Annotated in this window: 20 protein-coding genes; 12 read left to right on the forward strand and 8 right to left on the reverse strand. The window is 67.5% G+C overall.

Features of this window, described 5'->3' with window-relative positions:
- Nucleotides 1–86 precede the first annotated feature (86 nt).
- Complete coding sequence (locus L2U69_RS14845) at nt 87–1,001, forward strand: cation diffusion facilitator family transporter (RefSeq protein ID WP_236107902.1); 915 nt, start codon at nt 87–89, stop codon at nt 999–1,001.
- A 141-nt stretch (nt 1,002–1,142) separates the two neighbouring features.
- A complete protein-coding gene (locus L2U69_RS14850; RefSeq protein ID WP_236107903.1) occupies nt 1,143–2,987 on the forward strand; it encodes a long-chain-acyl-CoA synthetase in 1,845 nt (614 codons plus the stop codon).
- Nucleotides 2,988–3,026: 39 nt separating this feature from the next.
- Here L2U69_RS14850 and L2U69_RS14855 read toward each other — a convergent pair whose 3' ends face one another.
- Complete coding sequence (locus tag L2U69_RS14855) at nt 3,027–3,563, reverse strand: hypothetical protein (protein ID WP_236107904.1); 537 nt, start codon at nt 3,561–3,563, stop codon at nt 3,027–3,029.
- Nucleotides 3,564–3,798: 235 nt separating this feature from the next.
- Between L2U69_RS14855 and L2U69_RS14860 the strand changes: the two genes are divergently transcribed.
- Nucleotides 3,799–4,731 carry a hydrogen peroxide-inducible genes activator gene (locus tag L2U69_RS14860; RefSeq protein ID WP_236107905.1) on the forward strand — a complete coding sequence of 311 codons (933 nt, stop codon included), beginning with the start codon at nt 3,799–3,801 and terminating at the stop codon, nt 4,729–4,731.
- A 95-nt stretch (nt 4,732–4,826) separates the two neighbouring features.
- On the opposite strand, the gene L2U69_RS14865 is transcribed toward L2U69_RS14860, so the two are convergent.
- Nucleotides 4,827–5,747, reverse strand: coding sequence for a LysR substrate-binding domain-containing protein (locus L2U69_RS14865; RefSeq protein ID WP_236107906.1), 921 nt, complete (start codon nt 5,745–5,747; stop codon nt 4,827–4,829).
- 118 nt (nt 5,748–5,865) lie between these two features.
- Between L2U69_RS14865 and L2U69_RS14870 the strand changes: the two genes are divergently transcribed.
- Nucleotides 5,866–6,093, forward strand: a complete 228-nt coding sequence (locus L2U69_RS14870) for a hypothetical protein (protein WP_236107907.1) — start codon at nt 5,866–5,868, stop codon at nt 6,091–6,093.
- A gap of 25 nt (nt 6,094–6,118) precedes the next feature.
- Here the strand turns inward: L2U69_RS14870 and L2U69_RS14875 are convergent, their stop codons facing one another.
- The 4 genes from L2U69_RS14875 to ykgO all read right to left on the reverse strand — a co-directional run bounded on the left by L2U69_RS14875 (nt 6,119) and on the right by ykgO (nt 8,837).
- Entirely contained in the window at nt 6,119–6,514 is a 396-nt protein-coding gene (locus L2U69_RS14875) for a response regulator (protein WP_236107908.1), read from the reverse strand.
- A gap of 110 nt (nt 6,515–6,624) precedes the next feature.
- Complete coding sequence (locus tag L2U69_RS14880; protein ID WP_236107909.1) at nt 6,625–8,013, reverse strand: methyl-accepting chemotaxis protein; 1,389 nt, start codon at nt 8,011–8,013, stop codon at nt 6,625–6,627.
- 66 nt (nt 8,014–8,079) lie between these two features.
- Complete coding sequence (locus L2U69_RS14885; RefSeq protein WP_236107910.1) at nt 8,080–8,691, reverse strand: HAD-IA family hydrolase; 612 nt, start codon at nt 8,689–8,691, stop codon at nt 8,080–8,082.
- Between the two features lie 20 nt (nt 8,692–8,711).
- Nucleotides 8,712–8,837: a type B 50S ribosomal protein L36 gene (gene ykgO, locus L2U69_RS14890; RefSeq protein WP_236107911.1), complete on the reverse strand. Its 126-nt coding sequence runs from the start codon at nt 8,835–8,837 to the stop codon at nt 8,712–8,714.
- Between the two features lie 236 nt (nt 8,838–9,073).
- Here ykgO and L2U69_RS14895 point away from each other — a divergent pair, with 236 nt between their 5' ends.
- Nucleotides 9,074–9,874 (forward strand): crotonase/enoyl-CoA hydratase family protein, encoded by an 801-nt coding sequence (locus L2U69_RS14895; RefSeq protein ID WP_236107912.1) that lies wholly within the window; start codon nt 9,074–9,076, stop codon nt 9,872–9,874.
- Between the two features lie 40 nt (nt 9,875–9,914).
- On the opposite strand, the gene L2U69_RS14900 is transcribed toward L2U69_RS14895, so the two are convergent.
- On the reverse strand, nt 9,915–11,078 hold the full coding sequence (locus L2U69_RS14900; RefSeq protein WP_236107913.1) for a helix-turn-helix transcriptional regulator: 1,164 nt from the start codon (nt 11,076–11,078) through the stop codon (nt 9,915–9,917).
- 540 nt (nt 11,079–11,618) lie between these two features.
- Between L2U69_RS14900 and L2U69_RS14905 the strand changes: the two genes are divergently transcribed.
- The 6 genes from L2U69_RS14905 to L2U69_RS14930 all read left to right on the forward strand — a co-directional run bounded on the left by L2U69_RS14905 (nt 11,619) and on the right by L2U69_RS14930 (nt 16,980).
- Nucleotides 11,619–12,638 (forward strand): spirocyclase AveC family protein, encoded by a 1,020-nt coding sequence (locus L2U69_RS14905; RefSeq protein WP_236107914.1) that lies wholly within the window; start codon nt 11,619–11,621, stop codon nt 12,636–12,638.
- A 106-nt stretch (nt 12,639–12,744) separates the two neighbouring features.
- Nucleotides 12,745–13,902: an ATP phosphoribosyltransferase regulatory subunit gene (locus L2U69_RS14910; RefSeq protein ID WP_236107915.1), complete on the forward strand. Its 1,158-nt coding sequence runs from the start codon at nt 12,745–12,747 to the stop codon at nt 13,900–13,902.
- Between the two features lie 22 nt (nt 13,903–13,924).
- On the forward strand, nt 13,925–15,217 hold the full coding sequence (locus tag L2U69_RS14915; RefSeq protein ID WP_236107916.1) for an adenylosuccinate synthase: 1,293 nt from the start codon (nt 13,925–13,927) through the stop codon (nt 15,215–15,217).
- A gap of 257 nt (nt 15,218–15,474) precedes the next feature.
- Nucleotides 15,475–16,221, forward strand: coding sequence for a ferritin-like domain-containing protein (locus L2U69_RS14920; protein WP_236107917.1), 747 nt, complete (start codon nt 15,475–15,477; stop codon nt 16,219–16,221).
- A 15-nt stretch (nt 16,222–16,236) separates the two neighbouring features.
- On the forward strand, nt 16,237–16,398 hold the full coding sequence (locus L2U69_RS14925; RefSeq protein WP_236107918.1) for a hypothetical protein: 162 nt from the start codon (nt 16,237–16,239) through the stop codon (nt 16,396–16,398).
- Nucleotides 16,399–16,467: 69 nt separating this feature from the next.
- A complete protein-coding gene (locus tag L2U69_RS14930) occupies nt 16,468–16,980 on the forward strand; it encodes a hypothetical protein (protein WP_236107919.1) in 513 nt (170 codons plus the stop codon).
- Nucleotides 16,981–17,085: 105 nt separating this feature from the next.
- On the opposite strand, the gene L2U69_RS14935 is transcribed toward L2U69_RS14930, so the two are convergent.
- The gene (locus L2U69_RS14935) at nt 17,086–17,736 is read right to left on the reverse strand and encodes a TetR/AcrR family transcriptional regulator (protein WP_236107920.1); all 651 of its coding nucleotides are present in this window, start codon (nt 17,734–17,736) and stop codon (nt 17,086–17,088) included.
- Nucleotides 17,737–17,856: 120 nt separating this feature from the next.
- Here L2U69_RS14935 and L2U69_RS14940 point away from each other — a divergent pair, with 120 nt between their 5' ends.
- Nucleotides 17,857–19,404, forward strand: coding sequence for a flavin-containing monooxygenase (locus L2U69_RS14940; RefSeq protein ID WP_236107921.1), 1,548 nt, complete (start codon nt 17,857–17,859; stop codon nt 19,402–19,404).
- Nucleotides 19,405–19,463 lie beyond the last annotated feature (59 nt).

A 19,463-nucleotide genomic window follows, 5' to 3' on the forward strand; every position in this document is an offset into this window, starting at 1 on the left:
CTCTTTCTTTTTGCGGCGCTTCTTTTTCATTTTGCTCGGATTGCGCCGGCCCTAGACTTCGCGCGCATAGACCATCGCGAGGACAAATGGCCGGTTCATCGAAGAAGGCGATCATTGCCGCAGCCCTCGGCAATTCGGGGATCGCCGCCACCAAATTCGCCGCCGCCGCCTGGACCGGTTCCTCGGCCATGCTGTCGGAAGGCATCCATTCCCTGGTCGATGTCGGCAATCAGTTCCTGCTCCTCCACGGTCTGCGCCGGGCCGAGCGTCCGTCGGACGCCCGCCATCCCTTCGGTTACGGCAAGGAGCTGTATTTCTGGTCGTTCCTGGTCGCGATCCTGATCTTCGCGCTGGGCGGCGGGCTCTCGCTCTATGAAGGCATCACCGCCGTTCTGGCGCCGGCGGCCCATCTGACCGATCCCCTGGTCAACTACGTCGTCCTCGGCGTCGCCATCCTGTTCGAAGCCTATTCCTTCACCGTTGCGCTCCGCGAATTCAACAAGGGGCGCGGCAAGAAGCCGATCTTCCGCGCCATCCGCGACACCAAGGATCCCAGCCTCGTTACCGTGCTGCTGGAGGATTCGGCGGCCATGGCCGGCCTCGTCGTCGCCCTGCTCGGCATCTTCCTCGGCGAATTGCTGGAAATGCCGGTGTTCGACGGCATCGCCGCCATCGTCATCGGCTGCATCCTGCTCATGACCGCCGTCATCCTGGCGATCGAATGCAAGGGCCTGCTGATCGGCGAAGGCGCCGATCCCCGCGTGGTCGGCGCCATCAGGGCGAGGGTCGGCGCCGATCCGAGGATCGAGAGCGTGGGCGAGATCCTGAGCGTCCATTTCGGCCCGAACGATCTCATCGTCCTCGTCACCGTCGACTTCGGCGCCGGCCTGACCAGCGACGAGGTCGAGGTGGCGATCCGCGACCTCGCCGCCGCCGTCAAGGCCAGCGAACCCATGATCCGCCACTTCTACGTCGAGGCGGCGGCCACCCCGCGGAGCTGAAGGCGCCGGCAATCCGGCCCTGTCGTCCCCGTTCGGCGTCCGCCGGACGGCCGCTTACCCGAATGACAAAATGTCACGAGTCCGCTGGACCCGAAGGATCAATTCGGGTTAGGAAGGCGGCGAAAGGCGAGAGGAGACGCCATGCTGCAAGGCATCATCGAGACGGCCGCGAAATATGATCCGACCGGGCTGGTCGCCCGCGTCGACAACGAAGCCCAATATCTGCAGAGCATGTTGAACGTCCTGCGCAAGCTGGCGGGCGTGAAGCTGGACGGCACCTATACCGTCGTCAGCATGGTCGAGCAGCAGGCGCGCCGCGCGGTGAGGCATGCCCCCGCCCTGATCTTCGAAGGAACGACCGTCACCTGGCGCGAGATGGATGCCCGCGCCGACCAGGTCGCCCATTGGGCCCAGGCCCAGGGCATCGAGAAGGGCGAGGTGGTCGCCCTGATGATGGCCAACCGGCCCGAATTCATCATCACCTGGCTGGGCGTCGCCAAGGCGGGCGCGACCATCGCCCTGATCAACACCAATCTGACCGGCGGCCCGCTGGCCCACAGCCTGACCGTGGCGGCGGCACGGGCCCTGATCATCGATGCCGACTATCTGCCGAACCTGGAGACCGCGCGCGGCCTGATGGACGAAGTGCCGCCGGTCCATGTCGCCGCCGGTGCGCCCAGGGGCGCCCGCGACTTCGATGCCGAAGTGGCGGAACATCCCCGGACCGAGCTGCCGCGCCACCGCCGTCCGCATCTGACGGCGCGGGACAAGCTGTTCTACATCTATACCTCGGGCACCACGGGCAATCCCAAGGCGGCCCACATCAGCCATTACCGCTTCCTCCAGGCCAGCAACGCCTTCGCGGTGCAGATGGGCGCCAGTCGCCGCGACCGCATGTATTGCGTGCTGCCGCTCTATCATTCGGCGGGCTGCATCATCGCCGTCGGCTCCATGCTGTCGGTCGGCGGGGCGGTCATCCTGCGCCGGCGCTTCTCCGCCAGCCAGTTCTGGGACGACGTCTGCCGCTACGACGCCACCTGCTTCCAGTACATCGGCGAATTGTGCCGCTATCTGGTCAACACCCCGCCCCACGGCAAGGAGCGCGCGCATCATCTGCGGGTGGTCTGCGGCAACGGCCTGCGGCCCGAGATCTGGCCCGGCTTCCAGGACCGTTTCGCCATCCCCAAGGTGGTCGAATTCTATGCCGCGACCGAAGGCAACGTCGCCCTGATCAACGCCGACGGCAAGGTCGGCGCCATCGGGCGCATTCCCTTCTATCTGGACCGGGTGTTCAACACCAAGATCATCCGCTTCGACGTGGCGGCGGAACAGCCGGTGCGCGACGCCAAGGGCTTCTGCATCGAATGCAAGCCCGACGAGCCGGGCGAATGCATCGGCCTGATCCCCCAGGACCCGAACAAGCCGGTCGGTCGCTTCGAGGGCTACAAGGGCAAGGCCGAGACCGAGAAGAAGATCCTGCGCGACGTCTTCGAGAAGGGCGACATGTGGTTCCGCACCGGCGACCTCATGCGCCGCGACGCCCATGGCTATTTCTATTTCGTCGACCGCATCGGCGACACCTTCCGCTGGAAGGGCGAGAACGTCTCCACCGCCGAAGTCGCCGAGGCGCTGACCGTCTTCCCGGGCGTGAAGGAAGTGAACGTCTATGGCGTCCAGGTGCCGAATACGGACGGGCGGGCCGGCATGGCCTCCCTCGTCGCCGGCGACGATCTGGACCTCGAAGCCTATGACGCCCATATCGCCAGGGCGCTGCCGAGCTATGCCCAGCCCTATTTCCTGCGCATCCAGCCGGAGATCGAGATCACGGGCACCTTCAAGCACCGCAAGGTCGACCTGGTGAAGGAAGGCTTCGATCCGGCCAAGGTGGCGGACCCGCTCTACATCCGCCATCCCGAACTCGGCGGCATCAAGCCCCTGACACCGGCGATCCACGCCGATATCGTCGAAGGCCGGCTGCGCTTCTGATCGTCCTTGCGCCCGCCGCGCTTCAGTGCAGGCGGGCTCTCAGTGCAGATGGGCGAGACCGGCATTGCCGACCGGCGCCCTTGCGAACAGCGGCTCCAGCGCCGAAAGCCGCCCGCAGGCGGTATCCGCCAGCCGCAGCCCCTGCAGCGAGAAGACATCCGCCACATGATTGAGGGCGGCGGCGCCCGCGCGCGCGGCGGCGGGCGCCACCAGCATTTCCAGCAACCCCCGGGCCAGCGCGTCCTGCCCCGCCTGGCAGGCGGCCAGCGCCCGCAGCATCAGGGCCTCGTCATGGCCGAGGCCCGGCGTCTGGGGCGTGCGCAATTCGACCGGGCGATGGGCACCCGCCGCCAGAATGCGCAGGAAGGTTTCCAGCGCCGGCAGGGCCCGGTCCACCGCCGCCACCGAAAAGGCTTCCGCGACCAGGTCGCGGGTGGCGCCGTCCCCGTTCAGGAGGCCGAGCCCCTGACGCAGGGACCACAGCGCCAATTGTCCGGCGAAGCGCAATTCCTGCAAACGCGGCTCGCGCAGGCGCGGCTCCGCCATGGCGCGGGCGGCACTTTCCTGTCGATGCATCGGTTCTCCCCGTTTCGATCCCACGCCACTGTAAATTCCGTGCGAACGCAATTGCAAGTCATTCGCATTTAGTCTAGAAGGAAGATGCAGGCCGGTGAACGGTCGGCGGGGATCCATGCGAGTTGAAGGGCGCATGCCCCCATGGGAACGCCCCAACCACCGCAACCCCGGACGTTGCGTCCAAGGACATCCGGTCCGACGTACCGGCCCTTCGTGAAGATGAGGAAAGACGATCATGCCGATCTCGCTGCGTCAGATCCGCTATCTGGTCGCCGTCGCCGATCATCAGAGCTTCCGCAAGGCGGCCGCCGCGCTGAACGTCAGCCAGCCCGCCATGACGGCCCAGATCCAGCTTCTCGAACAGGCGCTGGACGGACTGGTGCTCACCCGTTCGCGCCGGGGCGTCACCCCGACCGCGCTGGGCGAGGCCGTGATCGCGAAATCCCGCCACATCCTGGCCGAGGTCGAGAACCTGCGCGCCCTGGGCGCCGCGGCGGCGGCCCGGCCGCTGCGCCTCGGCATCATCCCGACCATCGCGCCCTATATCGGGCCGGACGTCGTGGAGATGGGCGCCGCCTATGCCGCCGAAGGCCTCGAAGTGGTCGAGGGGCGGACGGCGGAACTGCTGGCGTCGCTGCGCAACGGTACCCTCGATGCCGCCCTGCTGGCCATGCCGACCACCGGCGCCGGCCTCGGCCGCGACATCGAGACGGCCGCCGCCTTCAGCGAATCCTTCTACGCCCTTCTGCCCGACAGCGATCCGCTGGCCGGGCGGATGGAGATCGACGTGCAGGCCCTGACCGAGCGTCCGCTCCTCCTCCTCGAGGAAGGTCACTGCCTGGCCGATCAGGCGCTCAGCGTCTGCGGCGAGGGCCAGCAGCGCGCGCCGATCCGCGCCGCGTCGCTCGCCACCCTGTCGCGCCTCGTCGCGCGCGGCAAGGGCATCACCCTGCTGCCGGCCATGGCCGTGGGCGTCGAATTCCATCCCGGCGACGGCACCGTGCTGCGCCCCCTGCCGGAACCGGCGCCGGGCCGCACCGTCGGCCTCGCCTGGCGGAAGGGCGCCACCGGCGAACGCTGCTGGCGCCGCCTGGCCCAGGGCCTCGCCCGGCTGAAGCCCGGTGTCGACCTGCGCCGTGCCGCGACCCTGGCGATCGCCGCCGAATAGACCGCCGCCGAATAACCTGGGCCGAGTAGATCGGGAACGCCCACCACCCCAACGGTGGCGGGCGATCGGGCCAGGATCGGTCACCTCGAGATCGATCAGGTCAGGGTGGGCGGCCGCAGTTTCAGGGCCGCCGTCATCCGCGCTTCCTTCTCCATGAAGCGGAACAGGCTGCGCAGCTTGGGGCGGTCCGCCGCCTCGGGCCGCGTCACCAGCCAGTAGGACTGGCCCGACGGCACTTCGACCGGAAAGGGCGCGGCCAGCCGGCCGAGGGCGATGTCGTCCGCGATCATGCAGACGTCGCCAATGGCGACCCCCATGCCCTGTTCGGCGATGCGCAGCGCCATGTCCAGGATGGCGATCACCTGCGCCTTTTCCCCGGTCAGCTTGTCCAGACCCACCACCTGCAGCCAGTGGCGCCAATAGCGCCGGTCCTCCGTCGTGTCGATCAGCGTATGCCGCGCCAGATCGGCGGGCGACTTCAAGGGCCGGTCGCCGTCGATCAGGCGCGGCGCCGTCACCGGGATCAGCCGCTCGCCGGCCAGCTTCAGGGCCTGCAGGCCCTGGGGCGGCGTGGCGCCGTAGTAGACGGCCACGTCGAAGCCCGAGAGTTCCGTGATGTCGTCGGTGGTGATGGTCAGGCGGGCGTCGATGCGCGGGTTCTCGGCCTGGAAGCGGGCGAGGCGCGGCATGAACCAGCGCATGCCGAAACTGGGCGGCGCGCCGATCGACAGGCGCCAGGGATCGTCGCGCAGCGCCGCCGTCGCCTCCGCCATGCGCTGAAAGCAATTCGTCAGCACCGGCAGCAGTTTCTCGCCCTCCAGGGTCAGGGTCACGCCGGTCGCGCCGCGATGAAACAATTCGATGCCCAATTGCCCCTCGAGAAGGCGGATCTGGCGGGAAATGGCCCCCTGGGTGACCCCCAGCGCCTCCGCCGCGCGCGAGAAATTGTGCAATTCCCCCGCGACCTGGAAGGCCCGCAGCGCATTCAGCGAGGGAAGGTTGCCGCGCCCGATCACGGCATTTCCGCCACAGCAGGAAAGGGCATGAGAAAAGCTGATACCAACATGATCAGAACTCCGTGGCGGAAGATCATGGAAGAGATCATTGTCTGGGCAAATTCAAGGAGCGCAAGTCATGAACACGACTTTCATCACCCCTGTTTCGCCGAAATCCGGCGTCCTGAGCCGTCTTGACCACACCGTCCGCAACATGATCGCTGATCATGCTGCGTGGCGGGAGCGGCGCCGGGTCGGGCGCGAGCTGCGCCGCCTGGCCGCGACGTCCCCGCATCTGCTGACCGATATCGGTCTCGATGCGCCGCTGGCGCCCGCCGGCCGCCCGTCCGTCTACTTCGGCTGGTGAGTCGCGCCCCTCGGGCAGTCCGGGGCTAGAGCAGGGCCGCCCGCACCACCCGCGACAGGCGGGCCAGTTCGATGGGCTTTTCCACCAGGGCGAAAGCGCCCGACGTGGTGGTCAGGGCCGGGTCGACCCATTTGGGGTTGCCGGTCATGAGGATGATGCGGATGGAGGGATCGCGCCGGTGGATGGCCTGCGCGATCTCGATACCGTTCCAGCCGGGCAGATCGACGTCGAGCACGGCAAGATCGGGACGCTGGCGGCGCAGGGCCGCCGACAGGGTGGGACCGTCGCCCGCCTGCATCACGTCATAGCCGGCGCCGGTGAAATATTCCGCCAGCTCCTCGCGCAGGGCGACATGATCGTCCAGCACCAGCACCACTTTCTTGGCGGCCTGGCCATTTGATCTCGCCGCACCCTCGGACATTCCCACCCGTCTCCCTACCTAGCGTCGTATCGATACGCAATCATGGCACGGCCCGCCCCGGCAACGAGAGTTGTTCCCAACCCCGCCCCACGGGCAGAATTTCGGGTGGATCACACCCGATAGCCGATGCGGAAGCCGCCCCAATGGCGTCCGGCCACGGTGATCGGCACCGAAAGATCCTTCATCAGGGCGAAATGCCCGCCCCCCATGTCGCGGCGATAGGTCTGCAGCAGGAAGGGTTCGCGGTTGCGCGCCGCCGCCAGGCCGACCCGGTCGTCGAACAGACGCCGGTTGCGGCTGTTGGCGGCATTCCAGGCCGGATCGCGGCCCTGCGGCTGGGAGAACAGCCTGTTGTGGGTCGGCAGATAGCCGTTGCGGTCGACGGCGGCGGCGAAGACGATGCGCGCTTCGCGCGCCAGGATCGGTTCCTGGATGGCGGGCAGCAGCCGGTCGGTCAGGGCGGTGAAGCGGGTCGTGTATTGCACCGGGTCGCTGCCGGGCACCGGGCGATAGGCTTCGTCGAACAGGTCGTCGATCGTCTGGCGGCCGTCCGCCAGTTCGCGCGCCAGGGCGGCTTCGAACGCGGTCCGCGCCGCCTCGGCCAGGCCGCGCACCAGGGCGTCGGTGGTCTCGACCCCGGGCACCAGGGTCCGGCCCAGCAGCTTCTCGGCGATGCCGAGAACGGCGGTGCTGCGCGCCCGGGCATCGGCGACGGCGCGGGACGAATCCTCGACGCCGCCGGCCAGCGTCCCCAGGGTATTGACCACGCCGTCCACCCGCGCGGCGATATTGTCGGCGGCGCCGGCGATGGCTTCGATGCCGCCGTCGACCGAGGCGAAGCGCCCGGCCAATTCGCCGATGGCGGCGCCGATGGTGGCCGTGCCGGCCTCGACCGCGGCGACCCGCTGGCTGACGTCCGCGCTCTCCGCGATCAGATGGGTGCTGTGGTCGCTCAGCATCACGAGGGTGGCGTCGATCTCCTCGGTCGCGATGGAGGTCGAGCGGGCCAGCGCCTTCACCTCGGCCGCGACCACGGCGAAGCCGCGTCCGGCCTCGCCCGCGCGGGCCGCCTCGATCGAGGCGTTGAGGGCGAGGAGATTGGTCTGGCGGGCGATGCCGTCGATACGGCGCGCCACCTTGCGCACGTCTTCCAGCGAATCGACCAGGGTGCGGAGGTCGGCGGCGATGGAGCGCGCGCCGTCGACCAGGGCGCGGATCTCGGCCAGGGACCGGCCGACCTCGGCCTCGTTGCGGCGCATGGCCTCGGCGGCGGCGCGGCTGGTGCGCCGTGTCTCCTCGACCGTGTCGAGAATGCTGCGGTTCGAATCGAGAAGGCTCTCGGCGTCGAGGCGAAGGGCGCCGAAGGCGGTCGCCTCGGCATCCATCGCCGCCGCCAGACCGTCGACATGGCCGGAGACGTCGGCGATCTCGACGCTCAGGCGGCCGATGTCGTCGGCGATGTGCAACAAGGCCGTCTGCGCGGCCTTATCCTGATGCATGTCCATGTATCACCCGGTCGTGGGCGGCCCTCGGACAAGGGATCGCACGGCAGGGTTAAGGGCGGCTTAAGAATTCGCGATCAGATCGCGCTCGGAAAGCGCCGCCGCCAGGCCCTCCGGGCCCCGGAAATGGTGGGTATCGAAGCCGAGTGCGGCGGCGGCGGCGACATTGGCCGCATTGTCGTCGATGAAGAGACTTGTCTCGGGCGCGATGCCGAAGCGCCGGCAGGCCAGGCGGAAGATCGCCGGATCGGGCTTCGCCAGCTTCTCGACCCCGGAGACCAGAATGTCGCGAAAACGGGCGAGGAAGGGGAATTGCGCCAGCCCCTCTGCCCATTTGTCCGCCGGGTAGTTGGTGATGGCAAAGAGCGGCACGCCCCGGGCGTCGAGCCGTTCGAGGAGGCGCACGCTGCCCGCGATGGCGCCGGCGAACATGGCCGGCCATTCACGGTCCCAGGCTTCGATCAGCGCGGTCTTGTCGGGGTGGAGGGCGGCGAGCCGGCGCACGTTCTCGGCCATGGGCAGGCCGGCATCGCAGCGCGTGTGCCATTCCATCGTGCAGACGGAGGCGAGAAAGTCCTCCATCGCATCGATATCGGCGCCGAAGTGGCGCCGGTACAGATAGCGCGGGTCCCAGTCGATCAGCACCTTGCCGAGGTCGAAGACGACCGCGGTCATGGGACCGACCGGATGCGAAATCAGCCCTGGCGGGCCTTGAAGCGGCGCTGGGTCTTGTTGATGACGTACACCCGGCCGCGACGGCGGATGACACGGCAATCCCGGTGACGGGTCTTCAGCGACTTCAGCGAATTGACGATCTTCATGACAACCAACCCGGCCCTGCGGCCCAGAAAATGAAACCGGCGCCAGAGGCGCCGCCGAAAGAGAGGGCGCCGCGTGGGCGCCGAAAGCGAGGGCGGACCATAAAGGCGGGCCCCGTCGCTGTCAATCGCGGAGAATCCGTGAAGAACGCCTGCCGAGAACACTTGCAAGGCCATTCGCGTCGTGAACCATGCCTTGGCCGGGGAAACATGCCAAGGAAACAGAGGAGACGGCGCCCATGACCACCGAACGCCACGAAGACGGCCAGATCACCACGGAACTGCTGGAGGGCGGTGTCCTCGCCATCTGCATCGACCGGGCGGAGAAGCGGAACGGCTTCACCCCCAAGATGATGCTGGAACTGGCCGAAGCCTATACGGCGCTCGAGGAGAACGGGGACGCGCGCGTCGGCCTCCTTCATGCGGCGGGCGGTCATTTCACCGGCGGGCTGGACCTGCCGAAGATCGTCGCGGCGCAGAAGGCGGGCGACACGCTGTTCCCGTCCGGCCTGGTCGATCCCCTGGGCCTTCACGGGCGGCGGGTGTCGAAGCCCGTGGTGGTCGCGACCGCCGGCATCTGCTTCACGATCGGCATCGAACTGATCCTGGCGGCCGACGTCGCGGTCGCGGCCAGCAACAGCCGCTTCTCCCAGCTCGAGGTGAAGCGCGGCATCATGGCCTATGGCGGCGCCACCATCCGCATGGTCGAGCGTGCCGGCTGGGGCAATGCCATGAAGCTGATCCTGACCGGCGACGAATTCGACGTCGAAACCGCCAGGGCCTATGGCTTCATCCAGGACATCGTCGCCCCGGGCGAGGAATTCGACGCGGCCCTGGCGATCGCCCGGCGCATTGCCGTCCAGGCGCCGCTGGCCGTCCAGGCCAGCCTCGCCAATGCACGCCTCGCCGTGCTGAAGGGCCCTCAGGCCGCCGTCGACGCCTTCGGCGAGGTCACGGCCATGCTCGCCGCCAGCGAGGACGCGGCCGAAGGCGTCGCCTCCTTCCGCGAGAAGCGCCCGCCGGTCTATCGCGGGAAGTAATAGGGCGCGTCGCCCCGGCGCGACGAGATGGGGTTCGACGTCAGCTCGCCTGGTCGAAGCAGCCGAGGGGGGCGACGCCGTTGACCAGGATGCGGACCAGCTCGGCCTGACGGGTGACCCCGGTCTTGGCAAACATGGAGCGCAGGTGGGCGCGGGCGGTGTTGTAGCGGATGTTCAGTTCGACCGCCGCCTCGTCCAGGCTCTCGCCCTTGGCCAATTGGGTCGCCAGCGCCGATTCCGCCTGGGTGAAGCCGAAAAGCTGCTTCAGGATCGCGGGATCGGTGCGAACACCATTCTCGGGATCGCGGATGAAGATGGTGACGCCGGTGCGCCAGCGGTCGCCCACCTTGTTGCCGAGCCGGATGCGGTTGATGACGAGGCCGAGATCCCGCGCGCCCGAGGAGCGGGCGACGGTCAGGGCCTGGGGCTTGCCCGTATCGGCCGGCGCGGCGTCGCCCGCAAGGGCGGTCCGGATCAGGGCCTGCAGCGACCGGTCGTCCTGGGTCGAGACGGCGTGGACCATACCGTTGACCATGGTGATGCCGTCGCGCCGCTTCATCAGGTCGGCGCCGATGGCGTTCATCACCAGGATCTTGCCGTTCTCGTCGAGAACGATGCCGCCCACCGCCAGGCGGTCCATGGCGTCGGCATAGATCTGGTTGACGATCTCGCATTGGGCGAGGCGCGAGCGGATGTCGAGGGCGCGGGCGAAATGGGGCGCGATCAGCGAAATCAGATTGGCTTCCTCGCGCACGAAGGGATCGGCGTCGCGCGCGCGCATGACGCGGATGAAGCAGTCGACGTTCTCGAGGCTGCACACCCAGGCGCCCATGTAGTGGTTGATGTCGCCGATCTCGAGCAATTCGTTGAACTTGCCGAATTCCGCCCGGTTCAGGCTCAGCCAGTCGTTGATGGTATAGACCTCGCCCAGGCGGGTCTCCACGTTCGGCCGGTATTGCTGATATTCGTTCTCGTACTGCAGGAACTGGTCGAAGGCGATGGGGCCGACGTTGATCGTCGCTTCCTGGCGCAATGCCGTCTTGGCCACCAGGGACAGGGTGACGAAACGCGCGTCGAGATATTCGCGCAGCAACTCCAGCGTCTGCTTCCAGGACACGTCCTCGAAGGACCCCTGGTAGATGTGACCGATCAGCAGGCTCAATTGTTCCTGCGAGGTCACGGTAACGGCGCGTTGATCCAGCATATCGAGCCTCGTGAACGTCGAACGCAGTTCAGATCGAAAGCCCGGCAGGAAACGCGGCCGGACTTCCAAATTGAATCGGCCTCAGTTTAAGTCCGTCAAACCGGGCGACAGACTTGGCCGACAAGTCGTACAACGCTACCGAAACGGCTCACCGCCATGGCCGCTTCGGGCACTACCGAGATGGATCGTGTGGTAAGTCCCGCAATGGACCGGGTTCCGTCCGGGCATGGGGCCCGCGAACCTCGCCTTCCTGCTGCCGGGGTCCCACGTCCCCCCTCCTCCAGACGCCTTCAGGCATACGCCCATCGGCAAACGCCTCTCGGCTCTCCTGTCGAAAGATCGTTCCCGGGCGGGAATGTCCTCCATTTGAGGGAGGCCGGACGGCTTTATTACATATCAATATAACATATCTCGCATTGTGGCCAATCCTGGTCATACCCGTTTCGGGGCGGCTTTTGGGGATGCCGGGCTTGGTGCGGGCGGAATATTTGCAGCGGCGATGCGGATAGAACCGCAAGGCCGAGCGAGGGGAGGAAGACCGTGAGCATCACCCATCCGGCCGTGGCGGAGACGCGGCCGATCCTCTGGTGGGCGTCGATCGGCGCCGGTTTCGCCGCGTTCCAGCTCTATCTCTTCGCGGCATGGGCGCTGTCGCCCGGCTTCGCCCCCATCGATCCGGGGCCCGACGCCATGACCGAGGTCGGCACCTGGGTCATGTGGGGCGTCGGCATTTCCTTCTGCGCCATGGCGGTCGCGGGGCTGGCCTGGATCCTGTCCGACCTGGCGCGCGGCCGGGCGCTCAACATCGTTCAGCTCCTGATGATCGGCTGCGCCTTCTGCCTGTGGCAGGACCCCACGGTGAACCTGCTGCGCCCGGTCGCCATGTACAACACCCATTACCCGAACATGGGCAGCTGGGCGGAGCATATTCCCTGGTGGTTCAGCCCGAACGGGGCCCGCAACGCCCAGCCCCTGACCTTTCAGTCGGCGCTCTATCCGGTCATGGTGCCGATCTGGGTGCTGACCGCCTGGGCCGTGATGACCGGTGCGCGCCGGCTCTGGCCCCGTCTCGGCGGGCCGGCGCTGGCGCTGATCGCCGTCGCCTCCATCACCATCGGCCAGACCGGCGCGGAAGTGGCCATGGTCCGGGGCGAGATCTTCGCCTATGGCGGTGTGATCGAGGCCGGCACGGTCTTTGCCGGCACGCGCTGGCAATTCCCGGTCTATGGCGCCTTTCTCTGGGCGATCGGGACCGTCGCCCTGGCCTGCCTGATCTTCTGGCGCGATGCGGGCGGGCGGACGGCGGTCGAGCGCGGGCTCGATACCCTCGGCCTCGGCACGGGCGGGTCCAATCTTCTGCGCGCGCTCGCCTTCGTCGGGGCCGCCAATCTGGCGATCCTCGCCTATTACCTGCCGTTCCAGTTCGTCTCGCTCTATTCCGATCCCTGGCCCGACGTCTTCCCGTCCTATTTCATCAACGGCGTCTGCGGCGAGGGGACGGGCTATGCCTGCCCCGATCCGGCCCTGCCGGTGCCGGGACCGCGGGTGCCGCCCTCGTGATCAAGGACCGGAAAATCGCGGTCTGACCGCGCCGCAGGGGAGCCATCGGCTTTTTCCGCGCCTTTTCCATGGACGGCAGGGACGGCTTGAGTAAACTCCGCCCGCCATGACGGAATACGCCGCCCGCGCCCTGCTGCCCGAAGGTCTGCACGACGAACTGCCCCCCGCCGCCGAACACGAGGCCGCGGTGTCGGTTCGGCTCGTCCAGGCCTTCGCCGCCCACGGCTATCAGCGGGTCAAGCCGCCCCTGATCGAATTCGAGGAAAGCCTGACCACGGGCCCCGGCGGCGCCAAGGGCACCGAGATGTTCCGCCTGGTCGATCCCGCTTCCCAGCGCATGATGGCGGTCCGCTCCGACATGACGGTGCAGGTGGCGCGCATCGCCGCGACCCGCCTGCAGAAGGCGCCCCGGCCGCTGCGCCTCTCCTATGCCGGCCAGGTGCTGCGGGTGAAGGGCACGCAATTGCGCCCCGAACGCCAGTTCACCCAGGCCGGTGTCGAGCTGGTCGGCGTGCGCTCCGTCGCCGCCGACGCCGAGGTTGTGCTGCTGGCCGCCGAATCGATCGCCGCCTGCGGCAACGACCGGCCGGTGACCGTGGATCTGACCCTGCCGACCCTGGTGCCGGCGATCGCGGCCTTCTTCGGCCTGCCGAGCGCGGAAGCGGCCATGGCCCGCGACGCGCTGGACGGCAAGGACATCGCCGCGCTCGACGCGATCGAAGGGCCGGCCGGCGCGCTCTTTCGGGGCCTGCTGCAGGCCGCCGGCCCGGCCGACCGCGCGCTCGAGAGGCTCGCCGCCCTCGATCTGCCGCCGGTCGCCCGCGCCGAAGTGGACGAATTGGCCGGTCTCGTCGCGGCCGTCCGCGCCGCCGATCCCAAGATCGTGCTGACCATCGATCCCGGCGAATATCGCGCCCATGAATATCACACCGGCTTCGGCTTCACCCTGTTCGCCGCGGGCGTGCGCGGGGAATTGGGCCGGGGCGGGCGCTACGACATGGTCGGGCCCGACGGCGGCACCGAGGAAGCGGTCGGCTTCACCATCTATGTCGATTCCCTGTTGCGCTCGCTGGCGAAGCCGGCGGCGCCGGCCTTCGTCTATCTGCCCTTCGGCACGGCGCTGGCGGATGCCCGCGCGCTTCGCGCCGACGGGCATCGCACGGTCGCCGCGCTGGCGCCGGCGACGGACGCCGAAGCCGAGGCGAAACGCCTCGGGTGCAGCCACATTTTCCTGAACGGCGCGGTTCGTCCGCTCGCCGCCTGATCCGAAGATCGAGGACTGAAGCATGGCCAATGTTGCGGTGGTCGGCGCCCAATGGGGCGACGAGGGCAAGGGCAAGATCGTCGACTGGCTGTCGGAACGCGCCGACGTCGTCGTGCGCTTCCAGGGCGGGCACAATGCCGGCCATACGCTGGTCATCGGCAATCAGACCTACAAGCTGTCGCTGCTGCCGTCCGGCATCGTGCGCGGCGGCAAGCTGTCGGTCATCGGCAACGGCGTGGTCATCGACCCCTGGGCCCTGTTCGCCGAGATCGGCCGCCTGGAAGCCCAGGGCGTGAAGGTGAGCCCCGACAATCTGCTGATCGCCGAGAACGCCTGCCTGATCCTGCCGGTGCACGGCGAATTGGACGGCTATCGCGAGGACAGCAAGAATGCCGGCGGCATCGGCACCACGCGGCGCGGCATCGGCCCCGCCTATGAGGACAAGGTCGGCCGGCGCGCCGTCCGCGTCTCCGACCTCGCCGACGCCGCGACCCTGTCCCGCCGCCTGGATGCCCTGATCACCCATCACGATGCGCTGCGCGCGGGCTTCGGCGCCCCGCCGATCGACCGCGCCGCGCTGGAGGCCAAGCTGGCCGAGGTGGCGCCCCGCCTGCTGACCTTCGCCAAGCCGGTCTGGCTCGCGCTCGAGGAGATGCGCGCGGCGGGCAAGCGCATTCTCTACGAAGGCGCGCAGGGCACCATGCTCGACATCGACCATGGCACCTATCCCTTCGTCACCTCGTCCAATACGGCGGCGGGTCAGGCGGCGGTCGGCGCCGGTGTCGGGCCGCGCGCGGTCGGCTATGTGCTCGGCATCACCAAGGCCTATACCACCCGAGTCGGCGGCGGCCCCTTCCCGACGGAACTGAACGACGCCGTCGGCCAGCGCCTCGGCGAACGCGGCCATGAATTCGGCACGGTCACGGGTCGGGCCCGGCGCTGCGGCTGGTTCGACGCCGTCATGGTGCGCCAGGCGGTGAAGGTCGGCGGCATCGACGGCATCGCGCTGACCAAGCTCGACGTGCTCGACGGGCTGGACGAATTGAAGATCTGCGTCGGCTACAGGCTGCGCGGCGAGGTGATCCGCCATTTCCCGGCCAATGCCGGCGATCAGGCGGCGGTCGAGCCGGTGTTCGAAGTGCTGCAGGGCTGGTCCGAATCGACTCAGGGGGCCCGGCGCTGGGCCGATCTGCCGGCGACCGCGATCAAATACGTGAAGCGGATCGAGGAATTGATCGAAGCCCCGGTGGCTCTGCTCTCGACAAGCCCCGAGCGCGACGACACCATTCTGGTGCACGATCCGTTCCGCGACTGAGCGGCCCCTACCCGAACACCGGGGTTGCCGGCGATCACGAATGGCGATCGTCGGGTGGGGGGTTCCCGCTGTCTCTTGCGTGTCATATTCTCGATGCCTATATCGGAGCCGGGACACGATTGTGGTAAATTGCAATCGCGCTGCCCGCAGCGCTACCGGTGTCACAGCAGGAGTAGTCGGGCATGGGCCGTCACTGGGGACAGGAAGATATCCGATGGGATGACTTCGATCCCTCGAAGGTCGATCCAGACATGGTCATGGCGGTGAAGACCGCCAGCCTGGTCGAAGCCAATTCCGAGGATTACGTCACCTATCTGCTCAGCGTCTTCCGCGAGGAGACCTGGCTTCACGACGCGCTCCGCAGATGGGGCGCGGAGGAACGGCTGCACGGCGAGGCACTGGCGGCCTGGGCGCATCGGGTCGATCCCGGCTTCGATTTCACCGAGCGGCTGGCGCGCTTCCGCGAAGGTTACCGCCTGCCGCTGGAGGCGACCGAATCGGTGCGCGGCTCCCGCGCCGGCGAACTGCTGGCGCGCTGCGTCGTCGAATGCGGCACGTCGAGCTATTATTCCGCGATCCGCGACGCGACCGAGGAACCGGTCCTCAAGCAGATCGCCCATCTGATCGCCGGCGACGAATTCCGCCATTTCAAGCTGTTCTACGACACGCTGAAGAAGTTCGATCCGCAGGATTCGCTCGGTCTCTTCGCCAAGCTGAAGGTGACGCTGAGCCGCGTGAACGAGACGGAGGACGACGAACTCTCCTTCGCCTTCCACTGCGCCAACAACGATCCCTCGATTCCCTACGACCGCGAGAAGTCCATGCTCGCCTACAGCAAGCGGGCCTATCGGAACTATCGCTACGGCCATCTGGCGCGGGCCATCTCGATGATGCTGAAGGCCGTCGGCCTCGCCCCTCACGGCGTCATCGCCCAGGTCACCCAGCGCGGCGCCTGGTGGCTGTGGGAGAAACGCGCCCGCAAGCTGGAGCGCATCGCCGCCTGACGAAGGAGAGAGACCATGGGCCTGATTGCCACGATCATTGTCGGTGCCGTGCTCCTCCTCGTCTTCGTCAATCTCGCGCGCGGCGGGGGCAAGCGCGGCAAGAAGGCCGGGTCGGAAACGCTTCCGGGCGCGCACTCCTATCGTCCGCCGGGGCCGGGCGGCATGAATTTCCCCTGACCGTACGGCTTGCCCAAGCCTCTCTTTCGACTGCAAAATCCCTGGCCGCATCGTGCTGGGGGGATTTCAATGCGCCGTCTGTTCCTGAGCGTCTTCGTCGGTCTCGCGGCGGTCGGTCTTTCCGCCTGCCAGCCTGAGCCCACACCCTATCAGGCGCTCCTGGCGCCCGCGGTCCATGTCGCCTCGGTGAAGGTCGACGTCGACGGCGCCAAGATTCCACGCAGCCTGGTCAAGGCCCTGAAGCAGCGGATCGAAAGCGAATTCGCCGCCGATCCGACCGGGCAATACGGCCTTCGCCTCGACGTCGCGGTGACCGGCTACACCAAGGGCAAGGGCGACGGCGACACGGCGCTCGAAATCGGCGGCCAGCTGAACGGCAGGCTGCAGCTGGTCGGGCCCAGATCGGGCCTCGTCGCCGCGACGGCGGATCTCGAGGTTCGGCGCGACAATGTCAACGGCGTCACCATCGAACCATTGCCGGGCCTGCCGGACGACGTGCTGATCGACAATTTCGCCCGGGCCGCCCGCTCCGTCCTGTTCGGGCCGGAATCCAGGGGTCTGCTGATCGACGGCGATCTCTGAGGCCGATGCCCCCATCGTCATCCCGGCGCAGGCCGGGATCCGTCTCAGGCGGGGGCGCCCTCTCGTCCAGGGGCCCCGGCCTTCGCCGGGGCGAGAAGAGGAGCGTCAGGCGCGGGGCGAGAGATATTCGCGGTTGACGGCGCCGAGGATCGCCATGGCGGTCTCGACCACGGTATCGATGGGGGCGGCATAGCCCGAGCGCACCCAGCCGAGCGCGATCTGCACCACGGCGCCGATCAAGCCGTCGGCGAAAAGGTCGAGATCGAGACCGAGGTCGTCCGCGCGTTCCGCCGCATCCGGCGCGAAACGCAGGATGGACAGGGAGACCTGACGGATGGTGTCCCAATAGATCGTGTCCATCCTGGGGCTGACGCCCAGGATTTCGACCAGGAAGACCCGCGCCTCGTTCGGATTGGCCCGCAACTGGCCGTAATAGGTGGCCAGCGCGGTGCGCACGATCGACCCCATGTCGAAGGTCGAGAGCGGCGCCAGCGCCGTCATCACCTCTTCCGTCAGGCGCGCCATCACCGCCTCGAAGGCGGCGGCCAGCAGGGCCTCTCCATTCTCGAAACTCTCGTAGAAATAGCGTTCGGTCAGGCCGGCCTCGGCACAGATCGCGCGCACCGTGGCGCCGTGATAGCCGACGGCGCCATAGACCGCGATCGCCGCATCGACGAGTTTCTCGCGCCGTTCGGCCCGTCGCTGTTCGTTGCTGACGCCCTTGTAGCGCCGGCCGCTGCGGATTTCCGTTTCCATGATTCAGATGTTGACATCATGTGTTGTCAGATGCAATGTCGATATTGACAAGAAACGTTGTCAGATTTGTCCGGCACCGAACCGGTGCGGCGCTGACGATCGCAGATGGAGGAGAGCAGCATGACCAGCCCGTTGCGCCACCCCCTGGTGACCAAGCCCGACCATGACGTCGCCGTCATCGGCACCGGCTTTTCCGGCATCGGCATGGGGATCGCCCTGAAGAAGGCCGGAATGAACGATTTCGTCATCCTGGAGAAGGCGGATTCGATCGGCGGCACCTGGCGCGACAACCATTACCCGGGCTGTGCCTGCGACGTGCAGAGCCACCTCTATTCCTTCTCGTTCGAGCCGAATCCCGACTGGTCGCGCATGTATTCGCCCCAGCCCGAGATCCGCGCCTATATCGAGCGCACGGCGACCAAATACGGCGTCACCCCCCATATCCGTTACGGCGTCACCCTGACCGGCGCCCATTTCGAGGAAGACCTGGGCCTGTGGCGTCTGACCACCGCCTCGGGCGAGACGATCACGGCCCGCGCCGTCGTTTCGGGCATGGGCGCATTGTCGATCCCGGCCTATCCGAACATCGAGGGGCGCGAGAGCTTCAAGGGCGAAACCTTCCATTCGCAGGACTGGAATCACGATTACGACATGGCGGGCAAGACCGTCGCGGTCATCGGCACCGGCGCCAGCGCCATCCAGTTCGTGCCCCAGATCGCCAAGACCGCGGCCAAGGTCGAATTGTTCCAGCGCACCGCCCCCTGGGTGATGCCGAAGCCCGACCGCGCCATCGGCGGGCTGGAGCGCGCCGCCAATCGCTACGTCCCCGGCTTCCAGCGCGGCTTCCGCGAGCTGATCTACTGGTATCTCGAAGCCCGCGTGCTCGGCTTCGTCATCCGGCCCAGCCTGATGTCCAAGCTGGAAGGCATGGCCAAGCGCTATATCGCCAAGCACATCAAGGATCCCGAGCTGCGCCGCAAGGTGACGCCCGATTACACGATCGGCTGCAAGCGCATCCTGCTGTCGAACGACTATTACCAGGCCCTGGCGCGGCCGAACGTCGACGTGATCACGACGGGCATCGCCCGCATCACCGAGACCGGCGTGGTCACCACCGACGGCGTCGAGCACAAGGTGGACGCCATCGTCTACGGCACCGGCTTCAAGGCGACGGACATGCTGGCCGGCTTCGACATCACCGGCGTCGGCGGCGAGAGCCTGAACGCGCGCTGGAAGGAAGAGGGCGCCCATGCCTATCTCGGCACCGCCACCGCCGGCTTCCCCAATCTCTACTTCCTGATGGGCCCCAACACCGGCCTCGGCCATTCCAGCATGGTCTATATGATCGAAAGCCAGATCCATTACGTGATGGAGGCCCTGAAGCTGATGCGGGCCAAGGGCTACAATCACCTCGACGTGAAGCCCGAGGTGGAGACGGCCTTCAACAGGAAACTGGCGGGCAAGCTGGACGGCACGGTCTGGAACAACGGCGGCTGCATTTCCTGGTACCGGGACGAACAGGGCCGCAACGTCACCCTCTGGCCGGACTTCACCTTCCGCTTCGGCCGGGCGACGGCGCGGCTCGATCCCGCCGACTATGTCGCGACCCCGGCCGCGGCGGTCGCGGCGAAGCGCGAACAGGCGGCGGCGCCCATCGCGGCGGAATGACGGGATCTTGAAATCCCCGGCGGTCGGGGCAAGGTAGAGCGCGATGTCCCGCGTGAGCC

This window comes from Zavarzinia marina, assembly GCF_021568905.1.
Taxonomy (GTDB): Bacteria; Pseudomonadota; Alphaproteobacteria; order Zavarziniales; family Zavarziniaceae; genus Zavarzinia; species Zavarzinia marina.